Origin of the sequence: Kurthia zopfii (genome assembly GCF_003143955.1) — a bacterium.
GTDB lineage: Bacteria > Bacillota > Bacilli > Bacillales_A > Planococcaceae > Kurthia > Kurthia zopfii.
The window spans coordinates 1-24586 of record NZ_QFVS01000040.1; the positions used below are offsets into that span (position 1 = coordinate 1).

General features: G+C 37.1%; 27 protein-coding genes and 1 pseudogene. All 28 read right to left on the bottom strand.

Translation table 11 applies throughout. The annotated features are described in order from the left end of the window. Window positions 1-128: 128 nt before the first annotated feature. Window positions 129-1592: pseudogene (locus tag DF281_RS12330) on the bottom strand (Hpt domain-containing protein); the annotation flags it as partial. 11 nt (window positions 1593-1603) lie between these two features. Beyond that, complete coding sequence (locus tag DF281_RS12335; protein WP_109350567.1) at window positions 1604-2695, bottom strand: protein-glutamate methylesterase/protein-glutamine glutaminase; 1092 nt, start codon at window positions 2693-2695, stop codon at window positions 1604-1606. Between the two features lie 4 nt (window positions 2696-2699). Then, window positions 2700-3569 carry a MinD/ParA family protein gene (locus DF281_RS12340; RefSeq protein WP_232025925.1) on the bottom strand — a complete coding sequence of 290 codons (870 nt, stop codon included), beginning with the start codon at window positions 3567-3569 and terminating at the stop codon, window positions 2700-2702. Then, window positions 3569-4690 (bottom strand): flagellar biosynthesis GTPase FlhF, encoded by a 1122-nt coding sequence (gene flhF / locus DF281_RS12345; protein WP_109350568.1) that lies wholly within the window; start codon window positions 4688-4690, stop codon window positions 3569-3571. The genes DF281_RS12340 and flhF overlap by 1 nt, the downstream gene beginning before the upstream one ends. Then, window positions 4687-6720 carry a flagellar biosynthesis protein FlhA gene (gene flhA / locus DF281_RS12350; RefSeq protein ID WP_109350569.1) on the bottom strand — a complete coding sequence of 678 codons (2034 nt, stop codon included), beginning with the start codon at window positions 6718-6720 and terminating at the stop codon, window positions 4687-4689. The genes flhF and flhA overlap by 4 nt, the downstream gene beginning before the upstream one ends. 12 nt (window positions 6721-6732) lie before the next feature. Beyond that, the gene (flhB, locus tag DF281_RS12355; RefSeq protein WP_109350570.1) at window positions 6733-7815 is read right to left on the bottom strand and encodes a flagellar biosynthesis protein FlhB; all 1083 of its coding nucleotides are present in this window, start codon (window positions 7813-7815) and stop codon (window positions 6733-6735) included. Between the two features lie 3 nt (window positions 7816-7818). Further along, complete coding sequence (fliR, locus tag DF281_RS12360) at window positions 7819-8595, bottom strand: flagellar biosynthetic protein FliR (RefSeq protein WP_109350571.1); 777 nt, start codon at window positions 8593-8595, stop codon at window positions 7819-7821. Between the two features lie 4 nt (window positions 8596-8599). After that, a complete protein-coding gene (fliQ, locus tag DF281_RS12365) occupies window positions 8600-8869 on the bottom strand; it encodes a flagellar biosynthesis protein FliQ (RefSeq protein WP_109350572.1) in 270 nt (89 codons plus the stop codon). Between the two features lie 18 nt (window positions 8870-8887). Next, window positions 8888-9553, bottom strand: a complete 666-nt coding sequence (fliP, locus tag DF281_RS12370; protein ID WP_109350573.1) for a flagellar type III secretion system pore protein FliP — start codon at window positions 9551-9553, stop codon at window positions 8888-8890. Next, complete coding sequence (locus DF281_RS12375; RefSeq protein WP_109350574.1) at window positions 9546-10229, bottom strand: flagellar biosynthetic protein FliO; 684 nt, start codon at window positions 10227-10229, stop codon at window positions 9546-9548. Before DF281_RS12375 ends, fliP begins: the two co-directional genes overlap by 8 nt. A gap of 4 nt (window positions 10230-10233) precedes the next feature. Further along, entirely contained in the window at window positions 10234-10596 is a 363-nt protein-coding gene (locus tag DF281_RS12380) for a response regulator (RefSeq protein ID WP_109350575.1), read from the bottom strand. Between the two features lie 25 nt (window positions 10597-10621). Further along, complete coding sequence (fliY, locus tag DF281_RS12385) at window positions 10622-11896, bottom strand: flagellar motor switch phosphatase FliY (RefSeq protein ID WP_109350593.1); 1275 nt, start codon at window positions 11894-11896, stop codon at window positions 10622-10624. After that, window positions 11889-12887, bottom strand: coding sequence for a flagellar motor switch protein FliM (gene fliM / locus DF281_RS12390; RefSeq protein ID WP_109350576.1), 999 nt, complete (start codon window positions 12885-12887; stop codon window positions 11889-11891). The genes fliY and fliM overlap by 8 nt, the downstream gene beginning before the upstream one ends. Window positions 12888-12925: 38 nt before the next feature. After that, a complete protein-coding gene (gene fliL, locus DF281_RS12395; RefSeq protein WP_109350577.1) occupies window positions 12926-13357 on the bottom strand; it encodes a flagellar basal body-associated protein FliL in 432 nt (143 codons plus the stop codon). After that, window positions 13347-13568, bottom strand: coding sequence for a flagellar FlbD family protein (locus DF281_RS12400; protein ID WP_109350578.1), 222 nt, complete (start codon window positions 13566-13568; stop codon window positions 13347-13349). The genes fliL and DF281_RS12400 overlap by 11 nt, the downstream gene beginning before the upstream one ends. Before the next feature lie 63 nt (window positions 13569-13631). Next, window positions 13632-14432: a flagellar basal body rod protein FlgG gene (gene flgG, locus DF281_RS12405; protein ID WP_109350579.1), complete on the bottom strand. Its 801-nt coding sequence runs from the start codon at window positions 14430-14432 to the stop codon at window positions 13632-13634. An 88-nt stretch (window positions 14433-14520) separates the two neighbouring features. Further along, on the bottom strand, window positions 14521-14886 hold the full coding sequence (locus tag DF281_RS12410; RefSeq protein ID WP_109350580.1) for a TIGR02530 family flagellar biosynthesis protein: 366 nt from the start codon (window positions 14884-14886) through the stop codon (window positions 14521-14523). A gap of 9 nt (window positions 14887-14895) precedes the next feature. Then, window positions 14896-15537, bottom strand: a complete 642-nt coding sequence (gene flgD, locus DF281_RS12415; RefSeq protein ID WP_109350581.1) for a flagellar hook assembly protein FlgD — start codon at window positions 15535-15537, stop codon at window positions 14896-14898. Beyond that, window positions 15537-16820: a flagellar hook-length control protein FliK gene (locus DF281_RS12420; protein ID WP_109350582.1), complete on the bottom strand. Its 1284-nt coding sequence runs from the start codon at window positions 16818-16820 to the stop codon at window positions 15537-15539. The genes flgD and DF281_RS12420 overlap by 1 nt, the downstream gene beginning before the upstream one ends. Window positions 16821-16842: 22 nt before the next feature. After that, a complete protein-coding gene (locus tag DF281_RS12425) occupies window positions 16843-17472 on the bottom strand; it encodes a MotE family protein (RefSeq protein WP_109350583.1) in 630 nt (209 codons plus the stop codon). A 4-nt stretch (window positions 17473-17476) separates the two neighbouring features. Continuing rightward, the gene (gene fliJ / locus DF281_RS12430; RefSeq protein ID WP_109350584.1) at window positions 17477-17929 is read right to left on the bottom strand and encodes a flagellar export protein FliJ; all 453 of its coding nucleotides are present in this window, start codon (window positions 17927-17929) and stop codon (window positions 17477-17479) included. Further along, window positions 17929-19251: a flagellar protein export ATPase FliI gene (gene fliI / locus DF281_RS12435; protein WP_109350585.1), complete on the bottom strand. Its 1323-nt coding sequence runs from the start codon at window positions 19249-19251 to the stop codon at window positions 17929-17931. The genes fliJ and fliI overlap by 1 nt, the downstream gene beginning before the upstream one ends. Before the next feature lie 5 nt (window positions 19252-19256). Beyond that, window positions 19257-20027, bottom strand: coding sequence for a FliH/SctL family protein (locus DF281_RS12440; RefSeq protein ID WP_170114853.1), 771 nt, complete (start codon window positions 20025-20027; stop codon window positions 19257-19259). Then, a complete protein-coding gene (fliG, locus tag DF281_RS12445; RefSeq protein WP_109350587.1) occupies window positions 20020-21036 on the bottom strand; it encodes a flagellar motor switch protein FliG in 1017 nt (338 codons plus the stop codon). Before fliG ends, DF281_RS12440 begins: the two co-directional genes overlap by 8 nt. A gap of 17 nt (window positions 21037-21053) precedes the next feature. Beyond that, window positions 21054-22655, bottom strand: a complete 1602-nt coding sequence (gene fliF / locus DF281_RS12450) for a flagellar basal-body MS-ring/collar protein FliF (RefSeq protein ID WP_109350588.1) — start codon at window positions 22653-22655, stop codon at window positions 21054-21056. Window positions 22656-22714: 59 nt separating this feature from the next. After that, on the bottom strand, window positions 22715-23017 hold the full coding sequence (gene fliE, locus DF281_RS12455) for a flagellar hook-basal body complex protein FliE (protein ID WP_109350589.1): 303 nt from the start codon (window positions 23015-23017) through the stop codon (window positions 22715-22717). Between the two features lie 21 nt (window positions 23018-23038). After that, window positions 23039-23503, bottom strand: coding sequence for a flagellar basal body rod protein FlgC (flgC, locus tag DF281_RS12460; RefSeq protein WP_109350590.1), 465 nt, complete (start codon window positions 23501-23503; stop codon window positions 23039-23041). A gap of 2 nt (window positions 23504-23505) precedes the next feature. Continuing rightward, entirely contained in the window at window positions 23506-23898 is a 393-nt protein-coding gene (gene flgB, locus DF281_RS12465) for a flagellar basal body rod protein FlgB (protein WP_109350591.1), read from the bottom strand. Window positions 23899-24586 lie beyond the last annotated feature (688 nt).

A 24586-nucleotide genomic window follows, 5' to 3' on the forward strand; every position in this document is an offset into this window, starting at 1 on the left:
TTATTCTATAGGGAAACTCACTTGTTTTCTATTTTTTTTGAATAAAAATAACGTTAATGAAGTTTCCGCACCGATCTGATGAGAGATCGGTGCTTTTTTCTTCACCAACGTTATTTATTGTAGAACCGAATTAATTCGTTAATTTGATTATTCGTAAGTGACAGGCTCGCTTCTTCCGTTACGACACCTTTAGCAATCGCTTTTGCTAACACTTTATCGCGGTTAATCCCTGCGCCATCATCTTCAATTTCGATGAAGACATGGTTACCACTATGGTAGGCACGTAATTCAACTGAACCTTCTTCTGATTTACCGGCAGCTAATCTTTCTGCTGGTGATTCAACACCATGATCTAGTGCATTTCGGATTAAATGGACTAATGGATCGCCGATTTCATCAATTACAGTACGATCTAACTCTGTTTCTGCACCGATAATTTCAAGATTGATTTTTTTCTTTAAATCTCTTGATAATTGTCGAACCATTTTAGGGAAACGGTTGAATACTGTCTCAACAGGAACCATGCGCATATTCAAAATAATATTTTGAAGGTCGCCCGATACACGTGTCATTCTTTCGACTGTATCATTTAGTTCATTGTGATTTAATTCTGAAGAAATCGATTGTAAACGACCACGGTCGATGACTAATTCTTCAAATAGATTCATTAAAATATCAAGACGGTCAATATTTACGCGAATCGTTTTGCTCGCATTATGTGCATTATTTTTTTGTGGCGCTTTCGTTTCAACAACTTTCTTAGGTGCTGGGGCTGGAGCAGGCGTTGCTTCAACAACTTCCTCCTGTTCAACGACTGCTTCTACACTTACTTTAGAAATTGAAATCGGTTGAACATTTACTAATTCAACTTCCGATACTTTCATCAATTTCTGCATTAAATCATTCGCAGGTTCTTGTGTTACAAAAGCAACTGAGAAATCTGTATCAAATTGTTCTTCTTCTAACTTCTCGACAGTTGGAGAAGACTTGATTACTTCGCCAAGTTTTTCGAGAATTTCAAACACCATATAGACGCGTGCTGCTTTCAGAAGGCAATCATCTCTTAATGAAATATTGATTTCATATGATTGGAATCCTTGTTCAACCGATTGTTCTAAAACTGTTTTCTCAAAATCATCAAATACTAGTTTTGATGTTGCAGTAGAAGTTGACTCTGCCGGTGTTACTGCAACTTCCGCTTCACCGATTGGTTCACCATTCTCCAATTTTTTCAACTTCTCAACTGTAGCTGTTACGTCTTTCTTACCATCGCCACCTGAAGAAATATCTAAAACCATCTCTTCTAAATGATCAACTGACTCAAAAACAACATCTAAAAGATCAGAAGAAACTGCTAACTGATTATTTCGAATGGCATCTAATACATTTTCCATCTTATGCGTTAAGTTCGCGATATCCTCAAAACCCATTGTTGCTGACATACCTTTTAATGTATGCGCATTTCTAAATATGTCATTTACAATTGCTAGGTCCTCTGGATTTTGTTCAAGTAATAATAAACTTTCACTACATGATTGTAAATGTTCATTACTTTCATCGATGAATACTTCTAAATATTGATTTGTATCCATTAGTTCCCCTCCTATTCTAAATATCCTAAAATGGCTGTTGATATATTTTCGAGCTTCTCTACTCGATCCACTAGACCTGTTTTTTCAACTGATTTCGGCATGCCGTATACGACACAAGTAGATTCATCTTCAGAAATTACACGTGTATTTCCTGTTCTTTTCAACTCGCGTACACCCTTCGCTCCGTCAGCTCCCATACCGGTCATAATGACTGCAATACGGTCTAAATCCGTCATTTCTGCCACGCTATTAAACAGCACATCTACTGCTGGTTTGTGACCACCAACTGCAGGGCTAGTTTTGTCGATATAGATTGTTTTCGTCATACCGATTTTACGGACGGTCATCTGATTACCACCTGGTGCGATGTAGGCAACACCTGGTTGTAAAATCTCGCCATTCTCGGCTTCTTTTACTGTGATTTCTGAAAGTTGATCCAATCGCTTAGCTAATGAATTCGTAAAACCTGCTGGCATATGTTGGACGATTACTATTGGTGCATTTATATTTTTCGGCAATGTTGTTAATACTTCTTGTAACGCTCTTGGCCCACCTGTTGAAGTACCGATGACAACAATTTTCTTTTTGAATTTTTGCCAACTTTCATTTTTAGGTTGTACGACTGTTTTAACGGGTTCAGGTGAATCTGGTTTCGCTACTGGAATAGTAGGTTTAGAAATCTGCTTCAGATTCGTTACCGAAACCTTTGTAGCTGCAACAACCTTTTCAACTAATTGATTTTTAATTTTATCTAAATCGAGTGAGATTGTTCCGCTTGGTTTTGCCACGAAATCGACTGCACCATTTGAGATTGCCTCAACCGTAATCGTTGCATCTGAAGTTGTTGTTGATGACAGCATAACGACCGGTGTCGGTGTATCTTGCATAATTTTTTTCAACGCTTCTACACCATTCATTTCCGGCATTTCAACATCCATTGTCACAACATCTGGTTGTAGTCTTTTCACTTTATCAATGGCGTCTAGTCCATTCCTTGCAGTGCCAACTACTTCTATTTCATTATTCCCTTTGAAGAACTCCGTGATGAGTTTTCTCATAAAAGCTGAATCATCTACAACTAATAGTTTTTTCATCGAAGTCATTGACTCAGGCCCCTCCCTTTGTAAAAAGTCCTTTTAATTTTGATAAAAACGGGTTTTTCCCTATTACTTCAATAGGACTAACTAGATCATTTGCTAAATAACGTTCTGCAATTTTATTAATTGATTTCGCTGCAATACAGTTCGGATACCTTTTTTTATAAGGTATTTGCTCGTTAATTGCTTTACGAACTTGCAAATCCTCTGGTATGACTCCTAATTCAATAATTTCTTTACTTAAGAACCTTTGCATCGTCGTTTTGAGTCTGAGCAATGTTGTCGTTCCTTCATCACTGGACAATGCGCGATTGCAAATTAAGAAGAAGTCCTTCTCAGTATCTTTCGTATGGATGTATTTCATCATTGAATAGGCATCTGTAATCGAAGTTGGTTCAGTTGTTGAGATGACAAAGATATCATCAACCGACATCATAAATTGCAATGACCAATCCGTTGCGCCTGCTCCCATATCAAAAAGTATAAAGTCATAGTTCTTTTGTAACTCATCAAAGGCGAAAAGGAGACGCTCGAACATGAAGTCCGACCATCGTAGGAGAGAGGTCATTCCTGATCCTCCTGAGATGAAATCTAAGCGATCCTCATCGTGATGTATGATGGCTTGAATTGAGCATTCGCCTTGTAAATAATTTGTTAAACTGTTACCTGCCGATTTGCCTAGTAAAATATGAATATTCCCCATACCTAAGTCCATATCAACAATCAGTACCCGTTTGCCTTTCTCTGCAAGCGTCAAAGAAAAGTTTGTAGTGAAGTTACTTTTCCCAACTCCACCTTTACCACTGACTACTGCAATCGTACGACAAGTTCCACTGGATTGGTGCTGCATTTTTTCTCTAAGAATGGCTGCTTGATCCACTATTTTTCAGCTCCTCGGAACAATAGTTCAACAAGTTGAGATACTGAACCCTCTTCTATATTCTCTGGTACTTCTTGACCATCCGTATAGTAAGCAAGTCCCTTATTATATTTAACCATTAAATTGATCATTGAGCCAATAGTATTTGTTTCATCTAGCTTGGTAAAAATTAATTGCTGTATCTCAAAACTAGAGAATTGCTTCAAGATCGTTGTCATATCGCGTTCTTTCGCAGTTAATGATAAGACTAAATAGTTTAGAGCATTATTTTTCACATCAATTAGTTGTTCTAAATCATCGATAAACTTCACTTCTTTATAATTTCTACCTGCTGTATCAATTAACACTAGGTCATGACCAGAGAACTGCTCAATCGCTCGTTTATAATCTTCGGATGTATACACTACTTCCACTGGAGCATGCAATAGATTCGCATAGGTCTTTAGTTGCTCAATTGCACCAATTCGATACGTATCTGTCGTTATGAAAGCGACCTTTTTCTTCTTCTCTAATACGGCTCTTGCCGCAATTTTAGCGATTGTTGTTGTTTTACCAACACCAGTTGGCCCTAAAACATTCACGAACTTCTGTTTGAAATCTAATCCACCCATAGGCATTTTTGAAAGCATACGATACATAGCTTCTTGAGCTGAAATCATAAGTTGTTCTGTCGTTACATTTGGTTTTACATTCACTATGCCAAAAAGCTCATCACAAATTTCTGTGATGAGTTCCTTGTCTAACTCTTGTTCTTCAAGTAGTTGATATACTGGCTGAATGACTGCTGGTAATGTATTTGAAGAAGGTTGATTGACTGAACGCATCATTTTTTTTAGTTCTAGTAATTGTTTTTGAATATCGTCATTTTGCTGTGTTAGCATGCTTTGTTGATCGAATTCTTGTTTCTTCTCAAAACGATCAAGATCAGGGCGAGTGTCTACTACTCGCTCCTCTTGATCTAAACCTACAACTACTTCAAACATTTTCTTCTTAAACATTCCTAAGAATCCTTTTGTATGAATGACTTTTGAGCTGACAACAACTGCGTCCTCACCAAAATCATTTCGTACTTTTTTCATTGCTTCTGGCATTGTTTCAGCAATATATTTTTTCATTCTCATTCTACATTCACAACTCCAATACTTTGAATTTCAATCGAAGCATCTAATTCGTTATAAGATAAAATCGGTATTTGCGGGAAATAACGTTCCGTTAATTGACGGACATACATTCTCACAGCTGGTGAGCAAAGGATGACTGGTGATTGTTCAATAAATGAAGTTCTTTCCAGTTCACTCGCAATTGATTCCAATACCGATTGCGTTACTTGAGGATCCATTGCTAAATAATTGCCGTGATCCGTCTGCTGAATACTGTCAGCGATTATTTTTTCGATTTTTGCTGATACCGTCAATACTTTTAATTCCGTTTGATTTCCTGCATATTGCGTCGTAATTTGACGTGCTAGTGCTTGACGAACATACTCCGTTAATACATCAACATCGGAAGTTAGTTTCGAATAATCTGCAAGTGTTTCAAATATAATTGGTAAATTACGAACCGATACATTTTCATCCAATAATTTCGATAATACTTTCTGAATTTCACCAATCGACATAGGTGTTGGCGTTAATTCATCGACTAATATTGGCGCTGTTTCTCTCAAGTGATCGATTAGTTGTTTCGTCTCTTGTCTACCTAGTAACTCGGAAGCATTTGCACGAATAATTTCGGTTAAGTGAGTCGACACGACACTTGGTGGATCCACAACAGTATAGCCAAGCATTTCTGCTTCTTCTTTTACTTGTTCATTAATCCATTTAGCTGGCAAACCAAATGAAGGTTCGACTGTGTCAATTCCTTCAATTGTGTCATCGTCACCTGGTGACATTGACAAGTAATGATCAAGAAGTAGCTCGCCCTTCGCTAGTTCTGTTCCTTTAACTTTAATGCGATATTCATTCGGTTGTAACTGAATATTATCTCGAATACGAACGACTGGGATGACAATACCTAACTCTAATGCCAATTGTCTACGAATCATCACGACGCGGTCGAGTAAATCGCCGCCTTGTGAAGCATCAACGAGTGGGATTAAACCATAACCAAATTCAAATTCAATTGGATCGACATTTAATAAGTTAATAACATTTTCTGGACTTTTCAAATTATCAGTTGTAACTTCTTCTTCAATTTCTTCGATTTCTTCTTCCGTTTCCTTACTTAACGAACTAATTCGATAAGCTGCAAACGCTAATGTAAGTGCAACTGGCACTGTGAAAATCAATTGAATTGGTGTGAAGAATCCTAATAATAAAATCGTACCTGCCGCAATATATAGTAATTTTGGATTTGTTAATAATTGACCAGTAATATCCGAGCTTAAGTTCCCTTTCGAACCTGCTCTTGTTACGACAATACCTGTTGCTGTAGAAATTAATAATGCTGGAATTTGAGATACAAGACCATCACCAACTGTTAAAGTTGTAAAATGAGTAATTGCTTCTGAGAATTCCATATCCATTTGAACAACACCGATAATCATACCTACTAGTAAGTTGATGATTACGATGATGATTCCTGCAATTGCATCACCTTTTACGAATTTAGTCGCACCATCCATGGCACCGTAGAAATCCGCTTCGTTCCCGACTTTTTCGCGTCGTTCACGAGCATCTTTTTCCGAAATAAGTCCCGCATTCAAGTCAGCGTCAATCGCCATTTGCTTACCTGGCATTGCATCTAACGTAAAACGTGCCGCTACTTCAGACACACGTTCAGAACCCTTTGTAATTACGATGAACTGAATAATTACGAGGATGACGAACACGACAATACCAACTAATATATTTCCCCCTACAACGAATGTACCAAAGGTTTCAACTACGTTACCTGCGTCACCTTCTGATAAAATCGCACGAGTTGTCGATACGTTTAACCCTAATCTAAATAAAGTTAATAGTAGTAACAGTGATGGGAATATTGAGAACTGAAGCGCTTCTTGCATATTCATTGAAGTTAATAGTACAAGTAGAGCTAATGTTAAGTTGACAATGATTAAAAAACTGATTAGCCACGGAGGTAATGGAACAACAAGCATTGCAACAATCATAATAACTGCTGCTAATACACTTATATCACGAATTTTCATAGTTGTACCTCCTTAAATTTTCCGTTTAATTCTATATACATACGCTAAAACTTCCGCTACTGCTTTAAAAAACTCATCTGGAATTCGTTGATCAATTTGGACTTGATCATACATCGCTCTTGCTAAAGGTCGATTCTCAACCATGACGACATCATTTTCTTTGGCGATTAGTTTAATTTTTTGCGCGACATGATCTGTACCTTTTGCAACGACTCTTGGCGCATCCATTGTGATGTCATCATATTTTAACGCGATTGCATAATGCGTCGGGTTCGTAATAACAACATCGGCATTTGGAATTTCTTGCATCATTCGTCGCATCGCCATCTCTCTTTGACGTTGCTTAATTTTCGATTTAATTAATGGATCCCCTTCGACATTTTTATACTCATCTTTAATATCTTGTTTGGACATTTTTAGATTTTTTTCATAGTCGAATTTCTGGTAAAAGTAATCGAGAATTGAGATGAATGCGAGTACTAAACTCGCAGCAATCCCCATAATAGCTGTTAACTTCGCAATCGTCGATAAAGTATCGCCCGGTGTTTTAAACGACAAGCTTAAAACATCCGTCAAGTTCAGCATAATAATGACTGTTGTAACTGTTCCGATAAAAGAGATTTTTAAGATAGATTTTATAAGCTCGATAATCGCCTTAATCGAAAAGATTCTTTTAAACCCTTTGATTGGGTCGATTTTCTTCAAATCAAATTTTAATGTTTCAGTCGTAAATAATAGTCCAAACTGAAAGAAATTGGCTGCAACTGCTGCGACCATTGCAATAAGCATGATTGGTAGCAATATGACTGCCATCTCGATCAATGTATCTTTCAATAAATTCATTACTGAAGGAATTGTAATCGTATCTACTGCAATTGTATGAGTGAAAGTTTCCCTCAAAAATATTAGTAATCGATCACGAATGGACGATCCTGCGAAAAGTAAATATGTAAAAATGGATAGTAGAACGATTGCACTTGTAACGTCTTGGCTTTTTAGAACCTGCCCTTTCTTACGTGCATCTAATCTTTTCTTCGGCGTTGCCTTCTCCGTTTTTTCACCTGCGAAAAACTGTAAATCTAATTGTAATAGCATCGCCTATCCACCACCTATAATAACCATGAAATCTCGCATAGCTGTAAACATCACATGGAAGAGTTTTTGCATCACTGCAACCATTACACCCATCATAATGAGCAACACGATGAAACTCACGCCAATTTTTATCGGAAAACCTACAACGAAGATATTTAGTTGTGGCACTGTTTTCGCAGTAATACCTAGCGCTAAATCGACTAAGAATACCGTCGCAACAACTGGTACTGCCATTTGGAATGCGATTGCAAACACCCCTGTAAATGTCTTCATAATAAACGTACTGAGTGCCACATCACCTAAGTGTGGCCATGTACTTTGAAGCGGTATGTATTCGTAACTAAAAAAAATACCGTCGAGGAGCATATAATGTGCGTTCGTACCGATTAATACAAGCATCGCAATCGTTTGGAAGAATTGACCGATTAACGGACTTTGTGCGCCAGTCATCGGATCAATAACATTGGCAATCGCAAAACCTATTTGAAAATCAATAAAACTACCAGCAATTTGTAATGCCGAAATAATAATAAAAGCGACTAAACCAAGCAATAAACCAACTACTGCTTCTTTTATAACGAGCATCGCATAGTTCTCATCGATGATGATATTCGTCGTTTGGATGGAATAACTCATCATCCACGCTAATACAATCGCGAGAAAAATACGTGCCTGTGGCGGAATCGTTTTGTATGAAAAGAATGGAACTGTCACGAAAAATGCTGTTAATCTAACGAGTATTAAGAAAAAAACGGGTAGCTTTGGAATTAGTTCAGCCATTTACTCACCCTATAAACCTTGTTAAATTTTGAAAAATTTCTTTAGCATATGAAGTTACATGCGTTAACATCCACGGACCAAAAAACACGATGCCGACTAATACCGCGACAATTTTCGGTACGAATGCTAAAGTTTGTTCTTGAATTTGAGTTGTTGCTTGGAAAATACTGACCATCAAACCTGTAATTAATGCCACTAATAATAAGGGGCCGGATACGAGCAAAATTACTGTAATTGCCCTTTCTGCTACAGATATAACAAATTCTTGTGACACTTAATCCTTCCCCTTTCTCTAAAAGCTATCTAAAAGTGACTTCATAACGAGATACCATCCATCAACTAAGACGAATAATAATATTTTAAATGGTAGCGAGATCATTACCGGTGGTAACATCATCATCCCCATCGACATGAGGACACTCGCAACAATCATATCAATTACTAAAAACGGTATAAATATCATAAAACCCATTTGAAATGCTGTTTTTAATTCACTTAAAGTATACGCTGGTACTAATGTTGTCAGTGATAAATCCTCTAATGACTTCGGCTCTTTTTCGCCAGAGTAACTAATGAATAAATCTAAATCAGACTGTCTAGTATGCTTACTCATAAACTCTTTGAACGGCATGCTCGCTTTTTCATAAGCTTCATCCAAAGAAATTTCTTCTTTAAATAGTGGTTGTAACGCTTCTTTATTTACTTCTTGGAATGTTGGCGCCATTATGAAGAACGTCAAGAACAGAGCTAAGCCGATAATTACTTGGTTTGGCGGCATTTGCTGTGTTGCCAACGAAGTTCGGACAAATGAAAGTACAATGACAATTCGAGTGAATGAAGTCATTAAAATTAATATACTCGGCGCCAATGACATAACCGTTAGTAAAATCATTAGTTTCACAGAAGTAGAAACATTTGAGCCACTACTTTCTGAAAACGCTTGGAGTAAATCATTCATCGTCTTTTTTCTCCTTCTGATTCCATCCATCTAAACTTTGTTGGCGATTCTTTTTAATTTGAGCCAATTTTTCATCTAACTCGTTTTTAAATGGTTTCGTTTCTTCTTTCACTGCTGGTTGCTTCGTAAATTTCTGTTTTACGTTTGAATACAACTCTGTAATATATGGTACTTGTGCTGCGAATTCTTGCTTATCTTCGTGAAGCTGGATCAATCTTTGTTGTTCTTGTTCATCTGTTATTTCCTTTAAGACATTGACATCATCACCAACGCCAATTAAAAATAACGAATCTCCTACTTTAAGAAGTTGAACTGATTTTTGTTGGCCAACTGACACGCCACCTAAATTTTGTAGTAGTTGGTTAGATTGATATTTTTTATTATTTCGATTGACTAATTTCAGTACAAAGAAAAGCAGTCCCACAACAAATAATAATGCTAACACGATTTTTATGTATTCCCATGCTGACATTCCTGTCGACATCGGTTCTTCATTTGTTTGCTGTTCTTTGCTAGGAGTTTCTTTAGAATCTTTACTCGAATCTTGTAAATTGTCGCTAACCATACCCTCTTTTTCAGCTGCTTGTACAGTTGTACTAGCCACTGAAAAAGATAATACGGAAATCATCACGACAACCAATGCGAAAAGCCACTGTTTGTATGATTGCTTATACATTGGATTACCCTAACGCTTTTTGGATCGCTTCAATTACACGGTCAGCTTGGAATGGTTTAACGATAAAGTCTTTTGCTCCAGCTTGAATTGCATCGATTACCATCGCTTGTTGGCCCATTGCTGAACACATAATGATTAATGCGCTTGGATTTTTCTCTTTGATTACTTTCAAAGCTGCAATACCGTCCATCTCAGGCATTGTAATATCCATTGTTACTAAATCTGGTTTTAGTTCATTGTATTTTTCAACTGCTTGAGCTCCATCTGCTGCTTCACCAACAACCTCAAAACCATTTTTAGTCAAGATGTCTTTGATCATCATTCGCATAAATGCTGCGTCATCTACAATTAGTATTCTTTTTCCCATAATTATCTTCCTCCAATAAAAAAATCTATCTTAAATTATTCAAACGGTCTTCCTTGCTAAGTATATCAGTAATTCGTACACCAAAGTTCTCATCAATTACAACTACTTCACCTTTTGCAATTAAACGGCTGTTTACTAAAATATCTACTGGTTCACCAGCTAATTTATCTAACTCAATAATTGAACCACTCGCTAATTCTAGAATTTCTTTCACAGAACGTTTCGTACGACCTAATTCTACAGTTACTTGCAACGGTATGTCCATTAGCATATTTAAGTTACGCGCTTCAGCTTGTTTAAGATTTGTTTGTTCGAAATCCATAAACTGTGCTTGTTGAACATTCATTTGCGGTGATTGTTGCATCGGTGGTGCTTGTTGATACATTGGCTGTTGCATTTGTTGTTGTTGCATCATCGGTTGTTGTTGCATCATCGGCTGCTGTTGCATCGGTGGCGCTTGCTGATACATCGGCTGTTGCATCTCTGGTGCTGTGGCAACTGGTTGTTGAACTGGCGCTTCTTGAGTTGGAGGTGTTGCCTCTACAGCTGGTTCTTGCGTTGCTTGAACTTCTTCTTCAAAAGCGTCTTCTCCATCTGGATTCATCAATGATTTCACTAGATTTTGACTGAAATTCAACGGTAGTAATTGCATAATATTCGAATCAATTAACTCACCAATTTTCAATCGGAAAGATACTTTTACTAACAAGTCATCATTCGGAATATTTTCTGTTCCTTGATTACTTGAGAAATTCATTAAATCAATTGAAGGTGGTGAAATATCTACTTTCTTATTAAAGATTGTAGACATTGATGTCGCAGCTGAACCCATCATTTGGTTCATCGCTTCTTGTACTGCAGATAAGTGAATTTCACCCAGTTCATCAGCTGGATTTAAACCATCTCCACCTAACATTAAATCAGCAATAATTGCGGCATCTGACTGTTTAATTACGAGTAAGTTCATACCCATTAATCCGATTGTATATTCAACTTGAACTGCAACATACGGATGTGGGAATTCCTCCTCTAATTTATTTCGGTTTATCATACTTAGTGAAGGCGTTGTAATATCTACTTTTTGCCCAAGAAGTGAAGATAACGCTGTTGCTGAACTACCAAATGAAATGTTTCCGATCTCACCTAGTGCATCACGCGACATATCATCTAAATATTCTTCAATATTATACTCTTCCGAAGACTCTTCACTCGTTTCTTCATTACTTTCTGGTTTCGTATCTAATGACTCCCCACGTAATAAAGCTTCAATTTCTTCTTGCGATAACATTTCATCACTCATCATCACCATCTCCTCCTTTCAAAGACTCTAAAACTTGAACTGCTAATTTTTTCTTCACCTTACCAGGTTGTACGATAAATTTAGGAACATCGCCTACTTTTAAATAAAGTGGATCCGTCACTAATTTATCTAATTGAAGCACATCATCCTTACGTAGTAACAAGAAATCTTCAATTGAAATTTGTGTAGTGCCTAGTTCGGTTACGACAGGTAGAATTGATTGGTTTACATTGTTCTTAATAATCGCCTGTTGTTCAGGTGACACTTCTTTCGTATTCGACTGCATCCAATAGCGCACTGATAAATTCGGTACGATTGGCTCTAGCACTACGTGTGGAATACAAATATTGATCATACCACTCGTTTCACCAATGATTGAATTGAATGAAATTACGACAACTGTTTCATTCGGCGAAATCATTTGTAAAAACTGTGGGTTAACTTCTAGCTCAGTCATAATTGGATCGATGTCTGCAATATTTGACCATGCTTCTCGTAAATTATCGAATGATCTTTCAAATAAATTTGTCATGATCTTCGTTTCAATTTCAGTTAGATTATCTACATTACTGTGACTTGAACCAGTACCACCCATTAAACGGTCTAACATTGAATATGCGATGTTAGGGTTGATTTCCATTAATACATTACCGTCTAAAGGCGGTACTTCGAAAACGTTAATTAATGTCATATTCGGTATCGATCGAATAAATTCTTCAAATGGTATTTGGTCTACTGACGCAACAGTGATCTGTACATAGGTTCTAAGCTGAGCAGAGAAGAATGTTGTCAATAATCGAGCAAAATTTTCATGAATTCGAGTTAAACTTCTAATCTGATCTTTTGAAAAACGAAGCGCGCGTTTAAAGTCATAAACTTTTACTTTTTTCGCTTCTTCATCTTTCTTTATATCATCAGCTGTCATTTCACCTGTAGATAATGCCGATAAAAGGGCATCAATTTCGGATTGTGACAATACATCTCCAGCCATCTGCTCACCTCCAATTTTAGATTCTAGTATTTAATTACTTATGATATTGCAAAGGAGGTAATATAAACTTTTTGTACTTCACCATTCTGCATCAAACTATTAAATTTTGCTTTCAGTGCATTCGTTAATAATTCCTTACCTTTTTGTCCTTCTAAATCTTTACTGCTCATATCCGATAGCAATTCGACTAAAATATTTTTCACTTGGAAATCACGTTTTCCAATTTCTTCTGCAGCTTCTTTGCTATCTGTTTGGATTTTTAATGATAGTTTCACGTAGCGTTTATCCGATAGATTCGTACTTAATTCAGGTACATCAACAGATTGTTCAATAATTTCATCGATTGAAGGCTGTGCTGCGCTCCCTGGATCTTTCGAGAATTGAGTAACTACTACTAGTGCCACAACACCAATAAGTGTAATGGATACTAAAATAATGAGCATGATTGTTAATAACTTATTATTCTTCATCTTCTTCACCTCTTAAATGCGGGTTTGATAGGAGTTGTACCTGTTTATAGAAACGAATCATGTCCACTTGTACTTGCTCAGCCGTTTCTAAAACAACATATTTTCGCCCGGTCGTTAACGTGATTGTCGTATCAGGAAACTCCTCGACCGATTCTATGTATAGCGCGTTTAATGAAAATTTCTTACCATTTAATCTTGTCACATGAATCATAGGATATAGGGCAGGTCATAGAAGAACCAGCCCGGCCCCCTTCCTTTTTATAAATCAATCAAACTAGCGTTTTAAGTTAACTAGCTCTTGTAAAATCTCATCTGAAGTCGTGATAATACGAGAGTTTGCTTGGAAACCACGTTGTGCAACGATCATCTCCGTGAATTCTTCTGAAAGGTCTACGTTCGACATTTCAAGGAATCCAGATTCGATTGTTCCGTTACCAGTTGCACCAGGTACTTGATCATCTTTAGGCGTACCAGAGTTATTCGATACCGTGAAGTAGTTACCACCTGATTTCGTTAAACCTTCTGGATTTGAGAAACGTGTAACACCCATTTGACCTAATACTTGTGGAGCATCAGAACCAGGTAAAATATACGTAACCGTACCATCTTGACCAATTGTTAATTGAGTCGCTTCCGGTGGCACTCCTGGGAATGTAGCACCTGAAGAATCAAGTAATTTCTTACCATCTGGAGCTACTAAAATACCGTCTTTATCAAGGTATAAGTTCCCTGCACGAGTATAGTATTTGTTGGCACCATCTGAAAATGCTAAGTAACCATCACCATTGATTACTACATCAAGTGTACGGTTCGTCGTTTGAGTTGAACCTTTCTCGTGCATTGTATCGATGGCTGATAAACTAGCTCCTAAACCGATTTGTTTCGCGTTCGTACCACCTAAATCTCCACCTGGTGCACTTGCGCCTGCTACTGTTTGAGACATTAAATCTTTGAAGATTACTCGACCTTTTTTGAAGCCGTAAGTATTAACGTTGGCAATGTTATTACCAATAACGTCTAACTTCGTTTGGAAATTTTTTAAACCACTAATACCTGAATACATAGAACGTAACATATTGAATAGTTCTCCCTTCGATTTTGGATGTACTACATCAAGCAGTCAGTAGTACGAAGGCGCCCTTTTACAGGTCCCGCCTAAATTTTTATAAAATAATTGCACCATCGATATTGGTGAATATTTGTTCGCTTGCCTCTTGTCGGTCAAGTGCTGTCACGACAGTTTGATTTTTCACATTAATAATTAATGCTGCATTTTGCGTTAAAAAAAGTGATTCTTTTAATCCTTTATTTTTCGCAACTTGCAATTGATCATCAATTTTCTGCCATTCTGTTGGACTAATTTCGATATTTCTTTGAGCCATTCGCTGTGATGCATGCTTACTAATTTTGACCATTTGCTGCGCTTCTGTCAGCATATTCGCAAAGCTAGTGCTATTTTGAATTGGTTTTGATTGTTTTATTGGAACGTTTTGTGTGATGGGTGGTTGAATTATGTGAATTGGTTTCATCGTATTCACCTAGGCCGAAATGGATGTCATTTGGTCTGCAGTAATTACTTTACCATTTGCTAATGAATATTGAATCTTCCCATCTTTTTTAGAAACGGATGTAACTTGTGCTGATTCTTCTTCTTTTGCTTCATTTAGAAACGATACTTTTTTGCCAATGAGCATACTAGCATCTACTAATGAATTTGAAGAACCGCCTGCATTAAAGTCATTTACTTCTGAAATATTTGCCGCTGAGATTTCTTTACCATTATCAAGAATAAACTTCGCTTCACCAGCATCATACTTCACCGATACTACTTTGTTCGTTCCTGTATTTGTCACTGGCTTGCCAGCCTCATCTAACTCTTTTGAAATTCCATGCCATGTAACTGTTTTGCCAATGAAAGTATTGAATTGAATCAATTGAGATTGAACAGAAACTGCTGTTAAATTTTCAATTGCTCCAGCCATATTACTCATTTGCTCTAAAGATGAGAATTGCGCCATCTGTGCGATGAATTCCTTGTCATCCATTGGACTCGTTGGATCTTGGTTTTGTAATTGCGTAATAAGGATTTTCAAAAAATCATCTTTTCCTAAATTACTATTCCCAGTACCCGGTTTTGATGTCGGTAAATAATAATCCGACACGCCCTTTACTTCTGCCATTAGGATTCCTCCATTTCTGCGAGTAATTGATCAAAGCTTTTCAACTGCTCTGGTGAAGCTTGCTGATCATCTTCTTCTTTATGATTTTGCTGTGATGATTGTTGGCCGAATTGTTGACTTCTCTCTCCTTTTGAAGGTTCTGAAAGTGCTTGTGCTACATCAACTCGATCTAACTGGATGTTTTGATTCGTAAAACCTTGTTTCAACTGATGCAATGTACTATCTAACATCTGCTTACCTAAAGCATTTGAAGCAAGAATTTTCGCTGATAACATACCATCTTTTTGAACTAATTCAATTCGAATCGTTCCTAAATTCTCTGGATATAGTTTGATTAATAATCTTGTACCTGCTGCGTTACTTGCAAACTGCGCTCGACTCATGACATTTTGAAATTCTTCAACAAATTTTGCTGATTGTGATTGTGGTGTTGCATTAGCTGGTAACACGATTGTAAAGGTCGTTTTTGGAGCTACAGTTGGCTGAGCGCTATTTACTGAAGTAGCTTGCTGAGTTGTCAGCTCTGTTTGATTCAATTGGAATTTCATCAACGTTTTTGCAAATGGTAAAGTTGATTCAGCTTGTGCTGATTTTACCGGTGCTTGCGTTGCTAAAGTGGCTAACCAATCTTTCGTCTGTGAAACTGCCAATTCTTGTTTCAATAATAAATCCGTTTTCGGACCTGCTAATTCAACAACTTTCAATAAGGCAATCGCTGACTTCGCTTCTTGCTTCGTTAATTTAGCATCTCCATGCCCCTTCATTGCTGAAGCAATATTTTGAAGCACAGCATTTAGTTTTGAATCCATTTGACTTAGCGCTTCCCAAAGGTTGGTTGTTGGTGCAACTTGATCTGTTAACTTCATAACTAATGATTGAAGTTCTTTTTCAGTCATACCTAATGCTTGTGCAACATTTTCTATCGATAATTGTTCACCTTCAGCAAGTGGTTGACCACCCATTGAAACGATTAATTTCTGGATATCCGTAATTTGAAATAATGCCGTAAAATCAACGACTTCTTCATTTACTTTTTGCTCATCTACCTTTGCAGAAGGTAATAAAAATTCTAAAGTAAGAGGTTGTGTCTTTTTGTCTGATGTAGTGTCTTCACTTACAGTTGAATCTACTTTTTGCTCCTCAACTTTTGCATCACTTTTCGATGTAGCAGTTTGAGCTTGTTGTAAAGTATTCGCGAATACATCATTCTTCGTACTGCTATTCGCAGTTGAAGTTGGTTTACTCGGTTGACTAAGATTATCAACCGCGACGATTGTTACCATTTTTTTCACCTCCTCTCAATTATTATTTTTTCTTCTTCTTAGAAAGTAATTCGGTAAAGTGCGCTGCTTTTTCAGGCGTCATTTTTTCTAAAATCGGCGCTAATGTTGCAGGTTTTAAATTTTTCAATATTTTCAAAGCGTTATCATCGCCCATAGTAGAGATCACAGCTGCAGCTGATTTCGGTGCCATCTGTTCGTAAGTTTTTACTAAAGCGTTAATATCCGTTTTCGTATCGGCTTTACCATTTTGCAGTTTTGTCACTTCTTTTTCTAAGCGTTTCTTTTCAACTTCTGCTTTTGCGGCATCCGTTTTATTTGAGTCGATTTTCGTTTGTAATTGATTGACGATTGCATCTTTTTCTTTTAATTGTGCTTTTAATGCAACAATTTGTTGATTATATTGTTCAGTAGTTTCTTTATTTACATCTTCTTTTTGATCTTTACCACCTATGACTGTTTTCGCTTTTTCAAAAACATTCGTACCTGTTACTTCAGCGACAATCAAACCGATTGCTAATGTGAACAACACGGGAATAATCACCCAAAAGAATAATTTCTGTAATTTCCCCGGCCCTTTGCTTTCTTGCTCCAGTTCATCTTCATTAGTCTGACGTGGTCTTGGCTTTTTTGAAGGTGCTTGTTTTTTAGCCATGATTTCACCTAACTTCCTTGTTATAAAATGCGATTTGTGACATCTCATCCAATTGAATCACTTCAATCCTATCCTGCTCTAAGTTAAATAAAGTTTGTTCTTTTTCCTTCATTTTTTCATACTTTTTACATTCTAATGAGATTTCTAATAACTTCGCTTCAAACCATTCCATTTTTGAACGAGCTTGAATAACTTTCTGTTGTAACTCAGCGATTTTTTTCTCGATACTATCAATAAAATTTGCGTAGTTATGCATTTCTAAAATGCTCAACCCAGTACTCATTCGCTCTTGCTGGAAAATGATTAAATCTTCTTTTTTCTTTAATGCTTCAAAAAGATCTGTCGCAATTTTTTCGAAGTCACTGACAGACTCTTTATAAGCCATTTCAGATTCATTCTTTTCCTGTTCTTTAATGGTCATTACTTGGTCAAATCGATAGTGGAAAACACTTCCCATTACATGCCTCCTCGAGCTAATGTCGTAAGTTCATTCACAGTTTGCTCCATTGACACGGGATCCATGAATCCTTGCTTCAAGAAATTCGTGATTAACGGCTCATATTGAATCGCTAAATCGACTTCAGCTGAAGATCCTCTTTTATATGCGCCAATATTGATTAAATCCTCATTTTTCGCGTATGTATAATACAACTCTCGAAGTTTCGTAGCTGCTGCAACATGTTCAGGTGTCGCAATATGATTCATTAATCGACTGACAGATTTTAAAACATTAATTGCAGGATATTGCCCTTTATTTGCTAAATTCCGATCCAAGACGATATGTCCATCTAAAATCCCTCGAACAGTATCTGCAATTGGTTCATTCATATCGTCCCCATCTACTAACACCGTGTAGAACGCTGTGATGGAACCATGTTCATTCGTCCCTGTTCGCTCCAATAGTTTCGGTAAAATCGCAAATACAGATGGCGTATAACCTTTTTGCGCAGGTGGTTCGCCTGTCGCAAGTCCTACTTCACGCTGAGCCATCGCAACCCTCGTCACCGAGTCCATCATTAACATGACATTCAACCCTTGTGCGCGGAAATGTTCTGCGATTGCCGTAGCTGTAAATGCCCCTTTAATTCGCATAAGAGCTGGTTGGTCTGAAGTAGCTGCGACAATGATTGAACGTTTTAAACCTTCTGGCCCTAAATCTCGCTCAATGAATTCACGTACCTCACGACCACGCTCTCCAATTAATGCTATGACATTCAAATCAGCTTTTGTATTTCGAGCAATCATGCCGAGTAACGTACTTTTCCCGACACCCGAACCGGCGAAAATACCAATCCTTTGCCCATTACCTACAGTTAGCATCCCATCGATTGCTTTCACACCAACTTCCAATGTTTCGTTAATTGGTGGTCTTGTAAGCGGATTGGGAGGTTCTCCTTCTGTTTGAACAGAAATTAAACCTTTTGGCAAGATTGAACCATCGATTGGTCGCCCCATTGAATCTAGGATTTTCCCGATTAATTCATCGCCTACTTGAATTTCAAGTGCTTTATTTGTACCTTCAACTAAACACCCGATCGCAATATCCTTCAATGAAGTGAATGGCATTAACACAACGATTTCATCTTTAAATCCGACAACTTCAGCCAATATTTCTTGATGACCTTGTGTTGTAGACTGCACGTGGATTTTACAAACATCGCCAATCGAACTAGCCGGGCCATGAGATTCAATCATTAATCCGACGACGCGAGATACACGACCGAATTTTTTAAAAGTCGGAACTTCTGTAATATGTTTTAATAAATCCACTGCTTTCATCGTTGTCACTCTCCATTCTCTAAAATTGCAACTAAGGTTTTCTTCAGTTCATTTAATTGAGCATCAACTGAAACCATCATTCTTCCGGTATTACTTTCAATGTAACAATCCAATTTATTTAATGAACCATCAATGAAAATTGTAAATAATAAATCCGGTGGTAATAATGTTTCAAGTTCTTCTCTTTTAGCCGTTAATAGTTCAAATTGTTCCGCAGCGACATAAATCTTAATGAAATCTGATTCACGTGCTTCGATCAATGCTCTTTTTACTAAATCTACATACACTTCAGGATTTTCGGTAACGCTTTTGCCAACAATTCTATTTGCACAATTGATCGCTAATTCCAGTATTACCTGCTCCTGTGCTTGTAAATAGTGGTCGCCATTTTGGATAGCAAGTTCAGTCGTTTCATTCGTTTTTTGAATGACTACTTGGAGATCTTCTGCAATCTTCTGCTCCCCATCCGCATGTCCACTTGCAAAACCTTCTTCATATGCTTGTTGCTTTAGTTGGGCATATTCTTCCTGCCAAGCTAAGCGAGCATTTTCTAACTCATCAAGCTGATTTTGTCGGTCTAATGCAAGTTGTTCATGCGCTTGCTTCATTTCTAAATCCAGTTGTTGGCGTACTTTTGCTTGTTCTTCTAAAACAGCTTGAATAGATAACGTTGGGATTACTTCATCTTCATCTAACTCTTGCGAAAAAGAGAAGCTCTTCACTTCAATTTTACGCACTGATGGATCAGCTTCCGATTGTCGAATGATTCTAGACAATGACGTCATCTCCTCCGCCACGAGCAATGATAATTTCTCCAGCATCTTCTAATCTTCTTGTTACAGCTACAATTCGAGTTTGAGCATCTTCTACATCACGTAATCGTACAGGCCCCATAACTTCCATCTCTTCTCTGAAAGTTTCAGCCATACGTTGCGACATATTTTTGAAGATAATTTCTTTGACATCTTCGCTTGATACTTTCATTGCCAACATAAGATCGGCATTTTCCGAATCGCGAATAACTCTTTGAATCGAACGGTTGTCGAGTGTAACGATATCTTCGAATACAAACATACGTTTTTTGATTTCTTCTGCCAGTTCTGGATCTTGAATTTCGAGTGCATCCAGAATTGTTTTCTCTGTTTGACGATCTACTCCATTTAGAACTTCAACTACTGCATCTACGCCACCTGTTTCAGTGTAATCTTGTGTAACTGTTGATGATAATTTACGTTCAAGTACTGATTCAATTTCACTGATTACTTCTGGTGAAGTCGATTCCATTGTCGCAATTCGTTTTGCAATATTTGCTTGAACTTCCTGCGGTAATGATGAAAGAATCGTTCCTGCTTGCGCTGGTTCCAAATAAGATAGAATCAATGCAATGGTTTGAGGATGCTCATTTTGAATAAAGTTGAAAATCTGTCCTGGATCCGTTCTTCTCGCAAAGTCGAATGGTCGCACTTGTAATGAAGAAGTAAGACGATTAATAATCGCTTGCGCTTGATCATTCCCTAATGCTTTTTCAAGGACCGTTTTCGCATAGCCAATACCGCCTTGTGAAATATAATCTTGAGCAAGTGCAATGGTATGGAATTCTTCTATGATTTCTTCTTTTATTTCAGGTTCAACGCGTTTCACACTTGAGATTTCCAATGTTAAACGCTCAATTTCTTCTTCGTTTAAGTGCTTATATACAGCTGCAGATACTTCTGGTCCTAATGAAATGAGCAGAAGTGCGGCTTTCTGCTTGCCTGTTAGTTCTTTTTCTTTCTTTGTTGCCAAGTTAATTGCCCTCCTGTCTATTCTTCAGAAATCCATGAACGAAGTAATTTTGCAAAGTCTTCAGGTTTTTCTTTCGCCATTTTCTCTAGTTGTTTTCTTCTAACAGTACCTTCAGTTTCTTTCTCATCAGAAATATCATCTACATCTATTTCTTCATAGTCTTCGTCGAATTCAAACTCTTCTTCTTCATCTTTTTTACGAGAACGGATCATAAAGAATGCTAATAATGCAATTACCACTAACAGAATTCCACCAATTACCCATACCCACCAAGGAATTGTTGGAGAAGTTGGAGTTGTTTGTTCTGCTTTACCATTTAATTTTTGTACAGAAACTGTAACTTTTTGCTCGACATCTGCATCAGATAATTGTCCTGCTGAATTTTTGTCGATTGAAGTTCTTACAATTGAAGCTAACATTGTTTTAATATCAGTTTGAGTAGTCGCTTCAAGTGATGTCGGATCATCCGCTTTTGGTGGTTCTACGACTACTTGAATTCCTAAATCACGCACGCGGTAAGGACTTTCAGCAATTTGACGCTTAATACGATTCACTTCTTTATTCACTGTATCAGATGTTTTTTCGTAATCGCCGTTGCCATCGCCTGAGCCTGCTTGGTAGTTTGTGAAGTTATCAGTTGTTGATTCAGCTTCTGGTGTACCTGTTGCTCCTGCGTTTGCGCCAGTATATGTTTCATTAATTTTTTGAGCGCTTATTTCGATACCTGACATATTCTCTTTATCTACAGGTTCGACTAAGTTTTCTTCACGATTTTCTTTTGTAAAATCAATATCAGAAGTTACCGTTACAATCGCTTTACCAGTTCCCATAATGTTACCTAGCAGCGACTGAACTTGACGTTGAATATCTTTTTCGATTTGCTTTTTCACTGCAAGTTGATTTCCTGCACTTGCAACATTTCCTTCTGAACCATCGCCAGAAGCTAAATCAAAGTATTCATTGTATTGATTCGTAATCACGATATTCTCCGTGCTTAAATTCGGCACACTCTTAGACACCAAGTTATACAATGTGCGGACTTGTTCTTCCGAAAACTGCTGACCTGGTGCTGTATTTAGGACGATTGAAGCACTGGCATCTTTATTCTTATCTCGCTCACTCACGAAAGTGCTTTGTTCAGGTAAGTTCAACATTACCTTCGCATCTTTAACACCTTCTATGTTTTTCATTAAATTCGCTATTTCAGTTTGAATTGAAGCCATTTTGATTACATTAAATTCGTTATCCGTCATACCAAAACTAGCATTTTGGGAGAAGAATGAATAATCAATTTCGCCTGATTTAGGGAATCCTTGTGAAGCTAGATTTACAATTAGTGTATCCACTTGATCCTTCGGTACAGAAATCGCCGTACCACCAGCATCAATTTGAGATTTTACGCCTTGTGTATCCAACTGTTCTTTAATTTGTCCAACTTCAGCAGCTGTTAAATTAGAGTATAGCGGCGCGTAGGTAACTCTCGTTGAAAAATATGTAATAAGGGCCGCTCCAACAATAATTGCTGTAAGCAGTCCTATTAAAGTACCTTTTTGTCGTTTCGATCGACTTTGCCAGAAGCTGGTTAAGTCGGTTTTCATCTTACTCATTCTCTCATTCATTTTAGGCCTCCGGTTATATTGAATATCCTTATTCTTATTAGATACGATTTAACCGTTGTTTAAACTGTCATTCGCATAATTTCTTGATAAGCTTCTACTGCTTTATTACGAACTTGCAACGCTGTATTCAACGTCACACTTGCCTTCTGAGCTGTAATCATAACATCGGATAAATCAACATCTTGACCTGATACTAATTTATTTGTCATTAAGTCAGACTGGTTTTGCGCTTCGTTTACCGAATTAATTGCGTCTTTCAGTACTGTGCCAAAGCTTTGCTCCGTCTTCACATTTTGAACAGGTGCTGTTTGATTTAAAGTTGGTGAAACGAGTTGTACAACCGATATTGGTGAAATCTCCATTATTAATCCCCCTTATACGCGTTATTTACCTATTTCTAATGCCTTCGTAAGCATTGATTTGTTTGCATTAAAAACTGTTACATTTGCTTCGTACGATCTTGTAGCCGAGATTAAATCAGTCATCTCTTTTAGAGGATCTATATTTGGCAATTGTACGTAGCCATCTTTGTCTGCATCTGGACTTGTTGGGTCATATGCTAGCTTGAATGGCGTTTCTTTGTCTTCATTAATACGAGATACTTTAACACCATTGCCGACAGATTTAGTACTTGCACCAATTGCAGCGTTCAATTGCGTCGCAAAAGAACCCGCACCTTCTTGTGATGACAGAACAACCGATTTTCTACGATACGGTTCCCACTCGCCATTTACTTGCTTGCCTCTAGTTGTTTCGGCATTCGCCATATTCGAAGAAATTACATCCATACGTAATCTCTGAGCAGTCAAAGCTGAACCAGTTGTATCTAAACTATGAAAGATCGACATAATTAGTTCCCACCCTTAATAACAGTTTGAAGTGAATTGAACTTGCTGCTCACTCTCTCAACCATCGCATTATAATAAATAGAGTTTTTCGCTAAACTCGCTTGTTCCTTATCCATATCAACGCCATTACCATTTTGACGATAAGCTAGATTTGAATAACTAAATACTCCTGGTGAACTCGCCTCAGTTTGGAAATCTATATGTTTCGCATCTGTTCGGTATGCCAATACGCTATTACTTGTCGCGTCTGAAAGCATTTCCTTAAAACTTACTGATTTTGCTTTATAATTCGGTGTATCTACGTTTGCAATATTTTGAGCGATTGTCTTCTGCTTTACATTCGCGTATTTAATTCCACTTTCTAAATTGCTTATTGTTCCACTAAAAAAACTCATTCATCTCACCTCATCCGTAAATTTTATATTTGCCGATTGCTTAACTACTATAATTGTAATAAATATAATCCAACCTGTCTATTACTATAAGACTTATATTCATAGGCAAAAAGTAACGTTTTAGATTTTTTGTACTATTTATATTGTTAAATCATGTTCCCAAGTCAACAATGTTATATAATAGGCGTTTAACATCATCATTACAGTGTTTACTTATTCATTAACTTTAAATACACATTAAATTTTAAAAGGTACTAAGAACTATAAAAGCATTTAAGTTCGATTGTAAATGGTTTGTAAATTTTTTTCACCATTTAAAAATACGAATGACTTTTGGACTACATTTTTCCATTAGAAAAATATGTAATAACTATGTGAGTTTTTTTAACAAAAATACTCTATTTGTTACTATAACATTTCTTTTTCGTTTCAAAAAGCATCTGTAGGGACATTTATTTTTTCTAAACTTGAACTTTATTCCTAATCCTATGTCACTCCTAGTTTTTTGTTTTTCCACTTCACAAAATATACACATTTGATTAAATTCAAAGTGCGATTTTTAGGCTCTGTGTCAAATGTTGGGGTGAATGAAATTGGATTTTCAATTTCATTCACCTTTTTTTAATTCAGCCCAGATGTAAACCAACCTTCTTATACTTGATTGCTAATAGTATTTTGGCTCTAAATC

Bases quoted from the DNA above. Each gene is read 5' to 3' on its own strand.
- DF281_RS12420 (WP_109350582.1), bottom strand. From the start codon at position 16,820: ATGGTAACAATCGTCGCGGTTGATAATCTTAGTCAACCGAGTAAACCA.
- fliM (WP_109350576.1), bottom strand. From the start codon at position 12,887: ATGGCTGGAGATGTATTGTCACAATCCGAAATTGATGCCCTTTTATCG.
- flhA (WP_109350569.1), bottom strand. From the start codon at position 6,720: ATGAAAATTCGTGATATAAGTGTATTAGCAGCAGTTATTATGATTGTT.
- fliJ (WP_109350584.1), bottom strand. From the start codon at position 17,929: ATGGGAAGTGTTTTCCACTATCGATTTGACCAAGTAATGACCATTAAA.
- DF281_RS12425 (WP_109350583.1), bottom strand. From the start codon at position 17,472: ATGGCTAAAAAACAAGCACCTTCAAAAAAGCCAAGACCACGTCAGACT.
- fliF (WP_109350588.1), bottom strand. From the start codon at position 22,655: ATGAATGAGAGAATGAGTAAGATGAAAACCGACTTAACCAGCTTCTGG.
- flhF (WP_109350568.1), bottom strand. From the start codon at position 4,690: ATGAGAATGAAAAAATATATTGCTGAAACAATGCCAGAAGCAATGAAA.
- flgG (WP_109350579.1), bottom strand. From the start codon at position 14,432: ATGTTACGTTCTATGTATTCAGGTATTAGTGGTTTAAAAAATTTCCAA.
- fliR (WP_109350571.1), bottom strand. From the start codon at position 8,595: ATGGCTGAACTAATTCCAAAGCTACCCGTTTTTTTCTTAATACTCGTT.
- flhB (WP_109350570.1), bottom strand. From the start codon at position 7,815: ATGCTATTACAATTAGATTTACAGTTTTTCGCAGGTGAAAAAACGGAG.
- flgB (WP_109350591.1), bottom strand. From the start codon at position 23,898: ATGAGTTTTTTTAGTGGAACAATAAGCAATTTAGAAAGTGGAATTAAA.
- fliE (WP_109350589.1), bottom strand. From the start codon at position 23,017: ATGGAGATTTCACCAATATCGGTTGTACAACTCGTTTCACCAACTTTA.
- fliY (WP_109350593.1), bottom strand. From the start codon at position 11,896: ATGAGTGATGAAATGTTATCGCAAGAAGAAATTGAAGCTTTATTACGT.
- DF281_RS12335 (WP_109350567.1), bottom strand. From the start codon at position 2,695: ATGACTTCGATGAAAAAACTATTAGTTGTAGATGATTCAGCTTTTATG.
- DF281_RS12375 (WP_109350574.1), bottom strand. From the start codon at position 10,229: ATGTATAAGCAATCATACAAACAGTGGCTTTTCGCATTGGTTGTCGTG.
- DF281_RS12410 (WP_109350580.1), bottom strand. From the start codon at position 14,886: ATGAAACCAATTCACATAATTCAACCACCCATCACACAAAACGTTCCA.
- fliP (WP_109350573.1), bottom strand. From the start codon at position 9,553: ATGAATGATTTACTCCAAGCGTTTTCAGAAAGTAGTGGCTCAAATGTT.
- flgC (WP_109350590.1), bottom strand. From the start codon at position 23,503: ATGTCGATCTTTCATAGTTTAGATACAACTGGTTCAGCTTTGACTGCT.
- DF281_RS12400 (WP_109350578.1), bottom strand. From the start codon at position 13,568: ATGATTCATGTGACAAGATTAAATGGTAAGAAATTTTCATTAAACGCG.
- fliL (WP_109350577.1), bottom strand. From the start codon at position 13,357: ATGAAGAATAATAAGTTATTAACAATCATGCTCATTATTTTAGTATCC.
- fliI (WP_109350585.1), bottom strand. From the start codon at position 19,251: ATGAAAGCAGTGGATTTATTAAAACATATTACAGAAGTTCCGACTTTT.
- DF281_RS12380 (WP_109350575.1), bottom strand. From the start codon at position 10,596: ATGGGAAAAAGAATACTAATTGTAGATGACGCAGCATTTATGCGAATG.
- flgD (WP_109350581.1), bottom strand. From the start codon at position 15,537: ATGGCAGAAGTAAAGGGCGTGTCGGATTATTATTTACCGACATCAAAA.